Origin of the sequence: Noviherbaspirillum denitrificans, assembly GCF_002211445.1 — a bacterium.
Taxonomy (GTDB): domain Bacteria; phylum Pseudomonadota; class Gammaproteobacteria; order Burkholderiales; family Burkholderiaceae_D; genus Noviherbaspirillum; species Noviherbaspirillum denitrificans.
The window spans coordinates 2,467,974-2,481,873 of record NZ_LSTO01000001.1; the positions used below are offsets into that span (position 1 = coordinate 2,467,974).

The following is a 13,900-nucleotide window of genomic DNA, read 5'->3' on the forward strand; positions in this document are numbered from 1 at the left end:
GGGCTCGCGCCGCCTGCTGCGCGAAGGCGTCGAAACCCCGCTGGGCGGGTCGGGTGCCGGCAGCTTCCGCATCGGCTCGCCGATCACGCCGCCCGATACCGTGTCGGCCATCGAGAATACCTGTTACCAGTGCCACGACAACCCGTTGAGCGGCACGCGCGTCATCGCCGAGGCGACCGGCATGGTGCCCAACGTCAAGTCGGAATTCGAACGCCTGGTGCGCATGCCGATCTCGACCAAGGAGCAGCTGCGCAACAAGCGTGAAGTGCACGATATCGTCGACTCCGACTTCACCGAGTCGCCTGAATTGCTCGGCAAGAACAATCCCGAATACCGCCACGTCGAGTGCACCGACTGCCACAACCCGCACCGCGTGCGCCGCGCCAACAAGTTCTACGGCACGTCCGCCGCGACCGGCGACGGTTCGCTGCGCACACACACGCCGGGCGGCACCGTGGCGATGAAAGGCGCGGACGGCAACGTGGCGTCGGGCGTGCTGCGCGGCGCCTGGGGCGTGGAGCCGGTGTTCGGCAACACCTCGTCCACCTGGCCGCAGCTGCCGCTGTCCTTCACCGTCAAGAAGGGCGATCCGGGCCTGAACACCTCGACCGACCGTAACAAGACCTACCTGACGCGCGAGTACCAGCTCTGCTTCAAGTGCCATTCCAACTACGCGAACTCGGACGACCTCGACGCCTTCCCGGCGCTGGGCAACACGCTCGGCGGCACCGGCGGCGCGGCGGCGAACCGCAACTACCTGTCGCGCTATACCAACGTGGCATCGGAATTCGGTTCGGTGCGCGCGACCGACCCGCCGTCGACCGGCACCGACCAGGGCGAGTACGCCAACGGCACATCCAACAAGGGCACGGCCTGCAACGGCAGCGATTGCGAGCCGAACGGTTCCTACCCGAACCAGGGCGCGGCCAGTTCAGCGACGCGCTACAACCACCGTTCCTGGCATCCGGTGATGTGGCCGACGGGACGCGACCGCGCGGAACGCAAGATGAACGCCACCGGCGCGATCAACCTGCTCGGGCCGTTCGTCGCCAACATCGGCACGCAGACCATGTACTGCTCCGACTGCCACGGACAGAAAACCTCGTGGAAGATGAGCCCGCTCGGCCCGGACCTGACGCAGACGCAGGGACCGCACGGCTCGGACCTGAACTTCCTGCTCAAGGGAAAATGGGACCGTACCGCCAACCGCGGCAACATCACCAACGGCACCTACATCTGCGGCAACTGCCACGTGCCGACCAACAGCAGCGGCTTCGGTACCCACAACCCGAGCGGCGACATGGGCGACAGCATCATGATCTGCATGAACTGCCACGTCGCCGTGCCGCACGGATGGAAGAACAAGGCCTTCCTCGTCAACATGCTTTGCGTCGGCACCGAAGGCGGCGCGACGAACAACTGCACCAGCTTCAGCGGTTATGGCGCGGTCAGGCGGCCGCCGTACTACAACGACGCACGCCTGCGGGTGAGCACCTGGGCGCGCAGCGGCAGCTGGGGCGAAACGAACTGCGGCAACGGCATGACCAATTGCTGACGTATTGCGATGACAGCACGAACGACATCCGCCGTAGTCCCGAACTTGCCGCCGCTGGTATACCTGCTGGCGTCGCGCAAGCTCACGGTGCTGTTTTTCCTGCTCACCGCCGGCGCGTCGCTGGCCATCGCGCTGGAAAAAATGCCGGCGACGGAACTGATGCTCGCGCCGTTCATCCTGCTGGTCGCGAACATCTGCGCGGCGATCTTCGCCAGCGCACGCTTCCGCGCCGACCTGCCGCTGCTGCTGTTCCACCTGTGCCTGGTGGCACTGGTGGCCCTGGTCGGACTGGCGCGGCTGACGTACATGGAAGGCGTGGCGACGCTCAGTTCCGGCACTGCGTTCGAAGGCGTGATGCTGTCCGAGAAGAGCGGCCTGCTGCATGGCGACCGGTTCCGCGCGCTTCATTTTGCGAACGACGGGTTCAACGAGGACTATTTCCGTCGCGGCACCTACCGGGCGACCTATAACCGCGTGCGCTGGCAGGATGAACAGGGCGCGTGGCAATCCGGCGAAATCGGCGACGACCGCCCGCTGATCCTCCAGGGCTACCGCATCTACACGACCAGGAACCGCGGCTTTTCGCCGCTGTTCCACTGGCAGCCGGCGGACGGCAAGGAACCGCGCGATGGCATCTACGGCACGGTGCAGTTGAACGACATGCCCGTCGACACGATCTCGCCTTCGGTGAAATGGGAACTGCCCGGCGGCATCCAGGCCCGCGCAATACTCGACTTCGAAACGCCCGATGCACGGAAGGCCCTGCACGGCACGAAGGACCTGCCGCACACACTGACCTTGAAGATCCGCGACACGCGCCATGAGCTGCGTCCCGGCGACAAGGCGGTGCTGCCGGAGGGCACGCTGACGTATGTGCAGCTGGATTCCTGGATGGGTTACCAGATTTCCTATGACCCGACGCAGCCATGGATCATGGCGACCGTGCTGCTGGGCATCGCCAGCCTGATCCGGTTCTATTGGCGGCGCATATGGTAGCCCGCATCCTCATGCTTGCCGCGCTGTTCGTCACCCAGGCGCACGCCATGCCGACCGCCTGGACCGAACCGGTCACCGGCATGCGCTTCATCGCGGTGCCGAAGGGCTGCTTCCAGATGGGCACGCGCGGACCGGTCAAGCCGATGGATATCGCGCCGTGGGAGCATGCAGGTTTCAAGGGCAAGCTGGAAGCGGACGAGCAGCCGCGGCATGAGGCGTGCGTCGATGCCTTCCTGATCGGCGAGCATGAGGTGCGCGCCAGCGACTGGGAGCGCGTGATGGGTGAAGCGCCGCCCCAGGGCAGCGGCGCCGCGCCGGCTTCCGGCATGACCTGGCATGCGGCGCAGGCGTTTGCCGCGCGCCTGACACAACTGGCGGAGCAGTCGGGTGCGCGCTACCGGTTCCGCCTGCCGACCGAGGCCGAGTGGGAATATGCGTGCCGCGCCGGCGAGAAAAAGGACAACCTGCCCGTTCGCCGCACCGACATCCGCGACGTCGCCTGGTACAGCCTGCAGCGCGCACCGGAGCCGCGCGAGGTCGGCAAGCGCAAGGCCAATGCCTGGGGCCTGTACGACATGCTGGGAAATGTGTGGGAATGGGTGGAAGACGGCTACCGTGCCGATGCGTATGCACGGCATGCGCTGTACAACCCGGTGTCGAAGGACGCCGCGGATGGCGAGCGCGTGATCCGGGGAGCGAGCCATCGCAGCGACTTCCTGCACGTACGCTGCGGCAAACGCGCCTCCTATCCGGCGAATGAAGCGATGGGCCAGATCGGCCTGCGGCTGGTGCGGACGAAATGATCATGCGCGCGCTCCTGGCCATCCTTGCGCTGTTGTTCGTCCTGCCGGCGGCCCGCGCGGCGGAACCGCTGCCGCGCGAGATCACGGTCAACGGCGTGGAATTCGTGCTGATTCCGGAAGGCTGGTTCTGGTACAGCGTGTTCGCGCTCGATGTCGCCGACCACACCGACGACAGGAAGCGCTATCGCCACGCCAAGGTCTGGCTGGATGCCTATTACATCGGCAAATACGAAGCGCGTGCAAGCGACCTGGCGCGCTTCCTGGAAGCCGGCGCGCTATCGAAGGAGGCGCAGGACGGCTTTGCCGCCTGGATCAAGCTCATGCGTGAAGAAGACGCAAGGGCCGGCGAAGACTGCACCGTGATCCGCAAGGCAGGCCGCTACGTTGAGGCCGAGCCTGGCCGCAACCTGCCGGCAACCAGCCTGTCATGGACGGTGGCCGACGAATTCGCGCGGTGGATGGGCTTTCGCCTGCCGACGGAAGCGGAGTGGGAAAAGGCCGCACGTGGATCCGACAAGCGCTTCTGGCCCTGGGGCGACACCTATCCGGACGATACCCGCGCGGTGGTGGAATGGACGTCCGCATGCGACCCGGCGCCGGTCGACAGTTATGCCAGGGGCCGCTCGCCCTACGGGATTCACCACATGGCGGGCAATGCCGGCGAGTACGTGGCGGACTGGTACAACCGCAGCTTCGATGAAGCCATCCGCGACGGCGTGCGCAATCCGCCGCTGGCTGCCGAAGGCTCGGAGGTCCCCTACGCCCTTCCATCGAAGATCACCAAGGGCGGCCGCTGGAGCATGGAAGCCGTAGCAAGCACGGTCGCAGTGCGCAGGCTGGTGGAACCGCATGCATCGAGCACCCGGGATGGAGTGCGCTTTGCGCTGGACGCGGACACCGCGCGCAAGCACATCAATAACCGCACCGCGGTCGTCACGAGGCAATGAACATGCTGGCCAGACTTTTCCCTGAAAACACACGCGGACGACGCGACCATCGCATGCGCGCGCTGGCGATTGCCGTGGCCGGAACGGCGCTGCTCGGTTTTGCCATTCAGCTGATGCCGGACAACGGCGTGAGGCAAGCGCCGCGCAAAACCGCAAAGCAGGCGCAACTGTCCGAGCTGGCGCCGTCAAAGGCCGACGTGCGCACCGTGCAGGAAACGGTGCCGCCGGAAGCCCCGCGCGAGGAGCCCGAGCCGCGCGATCCGGAAGCGGCACAGGCGCAAAAGGCAATGAAGAACGCCGAAGCGCAGATCCGCGCAAAGAAATACGACGATGCGATCCGCGAACTGCATGCCGCGCATGCAACGCTGAAGACGAACCCCAAGGCTTACCTGCTGATGGGCCGCGCGCTGGAAGGCAAGAAGGATTTCGAGACGGCGCGCGACTTCTATGGCGCGGCGATCGACAAGGACGTGCTGCTGGCCGATGCCTACTTCGGCTTTGCGACCGCCTCGGAAGCGCTCGGCGACCTGGAGGCGGCGGTCGGCGGCATGCGCAATTACCTGCATGTGCAGCCCAATGCGGATTTCAACAAGCTGAAGATCGCGCAAGCGCGGTCGGCGATCTGGGAATGGGAAGCGAAACTGGGCCGCGGCGACTGGGGGCCAACCAAGGGCATTCCGCCCGGCTTCACCGAAGCGGAACTCAAACGCGACGGCCGAGGCGTCGGCATCAAGATGCCGATCCCGGGCACGAAGCAGCCGGACGGCTCGATGCAATACGAAATCAAGCACCAGGACAGATTCCCGATGTTCAAGCCATGAGGACACAGATGAAAACAACCGGTATCGGCGCCGTGCTGGCGCTGCTGTGCTGCGCACCCGCAATGGCGCAACAGGCGGACACGTGGCGCGACCCGGGCAGCGGCATCGAGTTCGTGCGGATCGGCAAGGGCTGCTTCCAGATGGGCACCGACGCACCGAACAAATTCGTGCGCGGCGAAAAGCCGTTGCCGCCGATGCCCAACGAAGCGCCGCGCCACGAGGTATGCGTGGACGGCTTCTGGATGGGCAAGCTGGAAGTCACGCGCGCGCAATGGCAGAAGGTGATGCAGGGTTCCGCCGCGAACGTCGAGCTGCCGCAGCGCCCGGCCACGCATGTCACGCGCGAGGATGCGCTGCGCTTCATCGAACGCCTCAATGCGCAGGGCGGCGGCAAGCGCTTCCGGCTGCCGACCGAGGCGGAATGGGAATACGCGTGCCGCGCCGGTGCATCCGAGGAACCGCTGCCGCAGACGCTGGAGGACGCGCGCAAGGTGCTGGCACCCATCGCATGGTACGACACCACGACACACGGCAGCGCCGACACGCGCGACGTGGCGACACTGGCGCCGAATGCATGGGGCTTGCACGACATGCTCGGTAATGTGCTCGAGTGGGTGCAAGACACCTATCTCGAAAACGGCTATGCGCAACACGCGAGGCACAACCCGAAAGTGACGCAGGGCGGCGAGCGTTATGTGCTGCGCGGCGGCAGCTTCAAGAGCGAATGGTGGAACACGCGTTGCGGCGCGCGCCTGTTCGGTGTGCCCGGCGATCCGTCGTGGGTGACCGGATTGCGCGTGGTGCGGGAAGCGGACAGGAAATAAGCATGGGAGCAAGCATGACGACATGGAGCAAATGGATAGCCGGCGCCGCCATGGCGATGACCGTTGCGATCGCACGCGCCGCTGCGCCACTGCCGCAGGAAGTCACCATCAACAACGTGGAATTCATCCTGATTCCCGAAGGCTGGTTCTACAAGACCGGCGGCATCACGCCCGATGGTGTGGAGTGGAGCTTCCTCGACAACTATGGAGGCGGTGACGTCAAGGTGTGGCTGGACAGCTATTACATCGCCAAGTACGAGGCGCGGGCACGCGACCTGGTGCGCTACCTCAATTCGGACGAAGGCAAGTCTGAAGCGTATTCGGGCCACAACGTCAGCTGCTCCGCGCAACGCGGCGCCGATGGCAAGTATGTCGAACTGAGGCCGGACGAGAAGCTGCCCGCCACGCACATGACCTGGTACCTGGCCGACCGCTGGTCGCGCTGGATGGGTTTCCGCCTGCTGACCGAGGCGGAATGGGAAAAGGCGGCACGCGGCCCCGACCATCGCATGTATCCCTGGGGCGACGACTTCCCGGACGAGACCTACGCCGGCTACAACATGGAGAGCGCCTGCTTTACCTGGCCGGTGGACAGTTTCCGCAAGGGCTTGTCGCCGTATGGCGTGTACAACATGTCGGGCAATGTGCGCGAGTTCGTCGCCGACTGGTACAACGCCGACGACGACAGAAACCTGAAGGATGGCGCGCGTAATCCGCTTCCGGCAAAGGGATCGATCAATGCGCCCGACGTTGTCGACCCCGGCAACGACGGCCCCTGGAAACTGCTCAAGGGCGGCCGCTGGGGCGCGCAGGATGATGGTATCCGCGTCGCCTCGCGTGTCTACTTCCTGCCGGACGACGCGTTCCGCTGCAACGGCGTGCGCTTCGGCCTCGATACCGCCACGGTGCGCGAGCACCTGGCAAAAGGCACCGCCGTCATCACGCGGCAATGACAATAAAGGATATGTGTCGTGGATTTACTGAAAGTTGAATGCCTTACCCACTGGATCGCGCTGATCGGCTATTCGATCGCGTGCGTCGTCGCCATCTTCGGCGTCGTGTTCCGCAAGACGCCCGAGCGCTCGCTGTTCGCGATCCTGGCGGCCAGCACGGCGCTGCACACGGTGGCGCTCGGCATCCGCTGGGAGCGCCTTGGGCACATCCCGGTGGTCAACGACTTCGAAAAGCTGTCAGCCAACATCTGGGGGCTGATGGTGGCGGTAGTGATTGCTTACCACCTGTTGCCGAAAATGCGCGCCTTCGTCGCGTTCGTGATGCCGGTCGTGATCATGCTGATGGCGTGGATGATGCTGATCCCGGCCGCCGAATCGTCGATGCCGCCGACCTACGACACCATCTGGCTGGTCATCCACATCGGCTTCATCAAGCTGTTCCTCGGCTCGGCTTTTGTTGCGCTGGGCCTTGCCGCCGTGGTGCTGCTGAGGAATGCGGGCATCGGCCAGGAACGGCTGGCGCGCATGCCGCAGGACATGGCGCTTGACCGCACCGCCTACCGCTGCATGGCGCTGGCGCTGATTTTCGATACGCTGGGCGTCGTTGCGGGGGCGATCTGGGCGCAGGATGCGTGGGGCCGCTACTGGTCGTGGGATCCGCTCGAGGTGTGGTCGCTGGTCACCTGGCTGACCATCGGGCTGATGCTGCACCTGCGGGCGTCGTTCCGCACCGGACCGGCGGTCAATGCCGGCATGATCGTGGCGACCTGGTGCATTGCGTTCTTTACCTTCTTCGGCATTCCGTTCGTGACGACGAACATGCACAAGGGGATGGTGTAATCCTTCGCCAATAGAGAATGCAGGGTGGGTAGAGCGACGCGAAACCCACCCTACGTGTCACTTCCCTGCCACCTTCAGGTTGAGCGTATCCGCAAACCCGAGCATCGACTGCGCCACCGTCTTGTCAGTCGATGTCACCGCCGCCGCAATGGCCGTCCTGCGGTTCACCGACTCGTCCGCGGCGTTGTAGCTGATCCCCTGCTGGACGGCGACGTAATCCCCGGCATCGGCCCGGTTGTCGAGCAATCCGATCACCTCGGGCGACGAGAGGCCGGGGTAGCCCGCGCGCGCGGCGGACAGCATCGCAACAATCAGCGCCCCCCGCGACATGCCGCCCTTGTCGATCCGGCTGCTCCATGAATCGATATCGGCCGCCGCCGGCGCCGTCGCTCCGGTCAAGCCGAACACCTCCTTGTACACGGCGATCACGAATTCCGAATTCAGCAAGCCGGCGTTGAAGCCGGTCAGTGCCGGTTCGAGGATCGCCTGCGCATAGAGTCTGTCCGCAATCTGCGTCAGTGTTTGTCCGCCATTCAGCTGATCGATCGCCGCGCTGATGCTGTCCGCGTCCGGCACCCGCCTGAGGAGCGCCATGTAGACCTCGATCAGCGACTTCAGCGTGGCGGGATTGAGCGCAACCGCCTTGTCGCCGACGCCCAGGTTGACCGTGATGTCCGTGAAGCGGATGAACTGCGCGCCGCTGACGCGCGACACGTCGGTCAGGCGCGTATGGGCAACCTGGAAGTCGCTGCCGACGCGGGAGATCCGGTAGAAACCGCGCGCGCCCGAATAAGTGGCGACGCCCGCGACAACCGGTGTAATGGTGATCGGTCCGTCGGTGACCGGATCGGGCTGGCTGGTGCCGCCGCTGCTGCTTCCTCCGGTGCTGCTTCCGCCGGTGCTGCCGCCATTCGTGCCGCTGCTGCTGCCCCCGCCGCCGACGCCTCCACCGCAACCGGCGACCAGCAAAGCGATAGCGGCCGCTGCCGCGATTGAATTCAGTTTCATGAAGATCCTTTTCCGATGCCGCTCATATACCGCGTACATACTAGTTGAGCGTGCATCCGGCCTTCATTGACCTCAGTCAATTTTTGCCGGGGCGGAAGGGTCTTGTGCCAATACGGAAATAATTGCTCTCGCTCAAGGAAATATTCATTTCTGTCATGCATGCTGGCTTGGAGAGTGGAGGCGTGCGCCTCTGTAAAACACCAGAAAACCCAAGGCGGCGCAAATGCCAACAATCCTCGTCAACCAGACCCTCAGCGGCTCCATCACCAGTACCGATCCGGCGACCAACCAGGAGAACTGGACTGTTTCCCTTGCCGGCGCCACCACGTACACGATCCGCGCGTTCGGCTATGGCAACGGCGGCTATACGCTCGGCGATCCGTATATCGAAGGCGTCTTCCGTGGCACATCCACGGGCACCTTCGTCGGGTTCAACAATGATGGCCTGATCGCCGGCCCGTACGGCCGCGATTCGATGTTCACCTTCACCACGCCGGCAGGGGCGGCGACGAACTACACGATTACGGTCACCGGCGACCGCTTCACCGTCGGCACCTATGGCATTTCGGTCACCAATAGCTCCGGCGGCACGGACAGCGTGCTGGCGACCACGGCAACGACAGCAACGGTTGCCGTCGGCGGGTCGGTCACCGGGACCATCGACAATGCGACCGACACCGACTGGTTCCGCGTCGCGCTGGTCGGCGGCACGACCTATTCCATCCGCCTGCGCGGCCTGACGAGCGGTGGCGGCACGCTGCCGGATCCGGCGATCGCCGGCATCTACGACAGCAACGGCAATTACATCGGCAACACCTACGTCGACGATACCGATACGCGCGACGCGTCGATCAAATTCGTCGCGCCGTCCAACGGCAATTACTACATCGCGGCCGACGGCTGGAGCACCTACACCGGCACCTACACGCTGGATCTGTCCGCCGCCGGCAGCGACGTTACCAGCAATACGAGCACCCCCGCCACGATCGCCGTCGGCGGCAGCGCGACGGTGCAGATCGAACAGCCCTACGACCACGACTGGTATGCGGTCATACTCACGGCCGGCACCACCTACCAGTTCACGATGTCGGGCACGAACTACAACAACATGCCGGGCATCCACGGCATCGTGAATTCGGCCGGCACCTACGTGGTCAGCTATGCGTCGCCGGTGCTCGGCCCCGCAAGCGCGTCAACGAGCACCATCTTCACGCCGACGCAGAGCGGAACCTACTTCATCGACACCTATTCCCTCTACGAGGGCACCTATACCCTGACGGCCGCGTCGATCACAGCCGACGTGCCGGCCAGCACCGCATCGACCTACACGGTCCCCGTGGGCGGGTATGTCGACGGCGACATCGGCGGCGCCACGGACACCGACTGGTACAAGGTGACGCTGGTGGCCAACACCACCTACGCGATCAAGATGCAGGGCCGGCAATCGGGGAACGGCACGCTGGAAGACCCGATCATTTCGGGCATCTACAATTCCAGCGGCGTGCTCATCAGCGGCACCTTCTCGGACGACAACGACGGCAACGAGGCGTCCCTGATGTTCCGCCCCACGGCTTCGGGCGTGTATTACATTGCGGCCGAAGGTTATGCCGGCTACATCGGCACCTACCGCCTGAGCGTCACGGAAATGCCTGGCGACGTCGTCCAGCAAGTAACCGGCGCACCGATCATCAATCCGAACGACAACGTCCTGGTGACCATCGAGGACACCGCGGACAACGACTGGTACGGCATCGACCTGGTCGCGGGCACCAACTACGTGGTGCGGCTGCAGGGTGCGCCGACCAAACGCGGCACGCTCTACGACCCGGTCCTGCTCGGCCTCTACGACAGCACCGGTACGCTCATTCCGAACACCTTTGTCGACGACGTCGGCGAACTGCGCAACGCGAGGCTGGCGTTCACGCCGACCACCAGCGGCAGGTACTACGTCGCCACTGACGGCTATGACCGCTTTACCGGCACGATGAAGCTGTCCGTTACCACCGACTATATCGGCGCCACCACTCCGACATCGAAAACCTTTACTGCAGGCACGTCGGAAGAAGGCACGATCGATTTCGTCGGCGACGTCGACCGCTACGGTGTCTCGCTGGAGGCGAGCACCGTCTACTACTTCAAGATGCGCGGCTACTTCAGCCGCTACGGCGACCTGCCCGATCCGCACATCAGCGGCGTGTACGACAGCGCCGGCACACTGCTGTCGACGACGGCGCTGACCGATGCGAAAGCGGTCGGCACCGACGCCTGGGTGAAGCTGACCACCACCACGGCCGGCATGTACTACCTGGACACCGGCGGCAACGGCACCGAGGGCACCTTCATGCTGGACGTGGACAAGGAAGTTCCGGCCTCGACCGCGACGCAAGTCGTCATCGATCCCATCCCCGGCTCCTACTACGGCTTCATCGAGGATCCGAGCGACGTCGACTGGATCAAGGTCACGCTGAACACCAACACCAGCTACCTGATCAAGATGCGCGGCTTCGACAGCGACAATGGCACACTGGTCGACCCGTACATCAACGGCATCCGCCATTCGTCGAATACCGGTGTGGTCATTGCCGGCACCTCCGTCAACGACGTCGACACGCGCGACTCGCTGGTCAGGCTCATTCCGGCGACCGCCGGCGTCCACTACATCACCGCCCAGGCCAACGGCACCGTGACCGGCAGCTACCTGCTCAGCGTCGAGACCGAACCCGGCAATACCGCGCTCTCGTCGTGGACGCTGCCGGTGCCCGGCGAAATCAACGGCACCATCGACGACACCACCGACATCGACTGGTATGGCGTGACGCTGAACGCCAACCTCAGTTATGTGGTCAAGATGATGGGCGTCGACAGCGCGCTGGGCACGCTGGACAACCCGTACATCAACGGCATCCGCGCCGCAACGGACACCGCGACCATCATTGCGGGAACGAACGGCACCGCGGTCGACAGCGCCGTGCTGCGCGACTCGGTGGCCCGTATCATTCCGACCGCCAATGGCGTGTATTACATCACCGCGCAGAGCGGCACCTCGACGATGGGTACCTATTACCTCAGCGTCGCGCAGGAGCCCGGCAATACGGTGGCGTCTTCCTTTGCGCTTCCCATCGGCAAAACGGTGGATGGCAGCATCGACGACAATGCCGACATCGACTACTACAAGGTCAATCTGGACAGCACGAAGAGCTATGTGTTCAAGATGATCGTCACCGACGGCACGAGCACGCTCACCGACGCGGTCATCGCGAGCATCCGCAATTCGTCGAATGTCTCCCAGGCCGGCGTCGTCATCAACACCGCAACCGCGGACGCCTTTGCCCGCTGGGTTCCGGCGGCCACCACCGACTACTACATCGAGACCAAGGGCCTCGGCACCAACAACGGCACCTTCGAACTCATCGCGGATATCGAGCCGGGCAATACGATCGTCACATCCGGCTCCATTGAGCTGGGAGAAACCCTCGACGGCGCCATCGAGGACAACGCCGACGTCGACTACTACCGCGTCGCCCTGACATCCGGCTACAGCTATGTGTTCAAGATGCTGGTGGCCAACGGCCTCGGCACGCTCAGCGACACGGTGGTCGGCCTGCGCAATGGATCCGACGTCGCGCAGACCGCCACCGGCAGCATTTCCACGACGGCGGACTACAGCTACCGCTGGGTGGCGACCTCAAGCGCGGACTTCTTCATAGAAGCCAAGGGCCTGGGCACGAACAACGGCACCTACAAGGTGTTTGCGGACATCGAAGCCGGCAGCGCGACGACCAATGCCCTCGCCATGGCGGTCGGCGATACCTTGAACGCCGAGATCGACGACCTCGCCGATACCGACTACTACCGCATCAACCTGCCCAACACCTCCGGCTACCTGTTCAAGATGCTCGTGACCAACGGTGTCGGCACGCTGACCGACACCGTGCTGGAACTGCGCAACGGCTCCAATGGCCTCGAGACGGCACTGGCCAATACCGCGACCACGGCGGACTCGTTCTACCGCTGGACGCCGACCACCAGCGGCGACTACTACATCGTGGCCAAGGGCCTGGGCACGAACAGCGGCACGTACCAGCTCGTCGCGGTCGCCGAGCCGGGCCAGTCGGTCACCAGCGCAGGAACCATGGCCGTCGGCGACACGGTCGACAGCGCGATCGACGACAACGCCGACATCGACTACTACCGCATCAACCTGCCCAACACCTCCGGCTACCTGTTCAAGATGCTCGTCACCAACGGCGCCGGCACGCTGACCGACACGGTGCTGGAACTGCGCAACGGCTCCAACGGCCTCGAAACGGCGCAGGCCAACATCGCGACCACGGCGGACTCGTTCTACCGCTGGACGCCGACCACCAGCGGCGACTACTACATCGTGGCCAAGGGCCTGGGCACGAACAACGGCACCTACCGCCTGATCGCGGAAACCGAGCCGGGCCAGACCGTCACCGCCGCGGGTTCCATCGCGGTCGGCCAGACCATCGACAGTGCGATTGACGATACCACCGACATCGACTACTACCGGGTCAACCTGGACAATACGTCCAGCTACCTGTTCAAGATGATCGTGACCGGCGGCGTCGGCACGCTGACCGACACGATCGTGCAGTTGCGCAACGGCTCCGACGTGGTCCAGACGGCGGCCGGCAGCGAATCGTCTACCGCCGACTTTACCTACCGCTGGGCGCCTTCCACGAGCGGCAACTACTACATCGAGGCAAAAGGCAACGGCGCGATCAGCGGCACCTATCGCCTGTCTGTGGAAACCGAAGCCGGCACCACGGCGACCAGCGCCGCGACGATCGCACTGGGCAACACCGTCACCGGCTCGATCGACGACACCGCCGACGTCGACTATTACCGGGTCAACCTCATCGCCAACCAGAGTTATGTGTTCCGCATGATGGTTACCGGCGGCGCCGGCACGCTGAGCGATGCCACGATCGGATCGATCCGCGACCTGTCGAATGTGGTCCAGTCCGGCATGGGCAGCTACTCGCCCGGCACCGACTTTGTCGCACGCTGGTCGCCGACCACCACCGGCGACTACCTGATCGAGACCAAGGGCACCGGTGCGAACTTCGGCACCTTCCGACTGTCGGTGGAACTCGAAACCGCCGGCAACATCCCATCGGCGGGGACCA

9 protein-coding genes and 1 pseudogene are annotated in these 13,900 nt (G+C 64.4%); 9 read left to right on the plus strand and 1 reads right to left on the minus strand.

Going from position 1 to position 13,900, the window contains the following annotated elements:
• From AYR66_RS12090 to AYR66_RS12120, 8 genes and pseudogenes are all read left to right on the plus strand, one after another.
• Positions 1-1,555, plus strand: a pseudogene (locus AYR66_RS12090) (hypothetical protein); the annotation flags it as partial.
• A 9-nt stretch (positions 1,556-1,564) separates the two neighbouring features.
• Entirely contained in the window at positions 1,565-2,551 is a 987-nt protein-coding gene (locus AYR66_RS28360; RefSeq protein WP_141104067.1) for a cytochrome c biogenesis ResB family protein, read from the plus strand.
• Entirely contained in the window at positions 2,545-3,354 is an 810-nt protein-coding gene (locus AYR66_RS12100) for a formylglycine-generating enzyme family protein (RefSeq protein WP_170942125.1), read from the plus strand. Before AYR66_RS28360 ends, AYR66_RS12100 begins: the two co-directional genes overlap by 7 nt.
• A gap of 2 nt (positions 3,355-3,356) precedes the next feature.
• Positions 3,357-4,301 carry a formylglycine-generating enzyme family protein gene (locus tag AYR66_RS12105; protein ID WP_170942126.1) on the plus strand — a complete coding sequence of 315 codons (945 nt, stop codon included), beginning with the start codon at positions 3,357-3,359 and terminating at the stop codon, positions 4,299-4,301.
• Positions 4,302-4,303: 2 nt separating this feature from the next.
• Positions 4,304-5,122 (plus strand): tetratricopeptide repeat protein, encoded by an 819-nt coding sequence (locus AYR66_RS28860; RefSeq protein WP_170942127.1) that lies wholly within the window; start codon positions 4,304-4,306, stop codon positions 5,120-5,122.
• 8 nt (positions 5,123-5,130) lie between these two features.
• Entirely contained in the window at positions 5,131-5,946 is an 816-nt protein-coding gene (locus AYR66_RS12110; RefSeq protein WP_170942128.1) for a formylglycine-generating enzyme family protein, read from the plus strand.
• Positions 5,947-5,960: 14 nt separating this feature from the next.
• On the plus strand, positions 5,961-6,899 hold the full coding sequence (locus tag AYR66_RS12115) for a formylglycine-generating enzyme family protein (RefSeq protein ID WP_170942129.1): 939 nt from the start codon (positions 5,961-5,963) through the stop codon (positions 6,897-6,899).
• 18 nt (positions 6,900-6,917) lie between these two features.
• Positions 6,918-7,739 (plus strand): cytochrome c biogenesis protein, encoded by an 822-nt coding sequence (locus AYR66_RS12120; RefSeq protein WP_088707685.1) that lies wholly within the window; start codon positions 6,918-6,920, stop codon positions 7,737-7,739.
• 57 nt (positions 7,740-7,796) lie between these two features.
• Here the strand turns inward: AYR66_RS12120 and AYR66_RS28865 are convergent, their stop codons facing one another.
• Positions 7,797-8,747 carry a hypothetical protein gene (locus tag AYR66_RS28865; protein WP_088707686.1) on the minus strand — a complete coding sequence of 317 codons (951 nt, stop codon included), beginning with the start codon at positions 8,745-8,747 and terminating at the stop codon, positions 7,797-7,799.
• A gap of 223 nt (positions 8,748-8,970) precedes the next feature.
• On the opposite strand from AYR66_RS28865, the gene AYR66_RS12130 reads away from it, so the two are divergent.
• Positions 8,971-13,900: beta strand repeat-containing protein (locus AYR66_RS12130; RefSeq protein WP_170942303.1), on the plus strand; the 4,930-nt coding region annotated here is incomplete at its 3' end.

What these genes read in the sequence shown, in the direction of transcription:
- AYR66_RS28360 (WP_141104067.1), top strand. Translation starts at nt 1,565, where the DNA reads ATGACAGCACGAACGACATCCGCCGTAGTCCCGAACTTGCCGCCGCTG.
- AYR66_RS12110 (WP_170942128.1), top strand. Translation starts at nt 5,131, where the DNA reads ATGAAAACAACCGGTATCGGCGCCGTGCTGGCGCTGCTGTGCTGCGCA.
- AYR66_RS28865 (WP_088707686.1), bottom strand. Translation starts at nt 8,747, where the DNA reads ATGAAACTGAATTCAATCGCGGCAGCGGCCGCTATCGCTTTGCTGGTC.
- AYR66_RS12105 (WP_170942126.1), top strand. Translation starts at nt 3,357, where the DNA reads ATGCGCGCGCTCCTGGCCATCCTTGCGCTGTTGTTCGTCCTGCCGGCG.
- AYR66_RS12100 (WP_170942125.1), top strand. Translation starts at nt 2,545, where the DNA reads ATGGTAGCCCGCATCCTCATGCTTGCCGCGCTGTTCGTCACCCAGGCG.
- AYR66_RS12115 (WP_170942129.1), top strand. Translation starts at nt 5,961, where the DNA reads ATGACGACATGGAGCAAATGGATAGCCGGCGCCGCCATGGCGATGACC.
- AYR66_RS28860 (WP_170942127.1), top strand. Translation starts at nt 4,304, where the DNA reads ATGCTGGCCAGACTTTTCCCTGAAAACACACGCGGACGACGCGACCAT.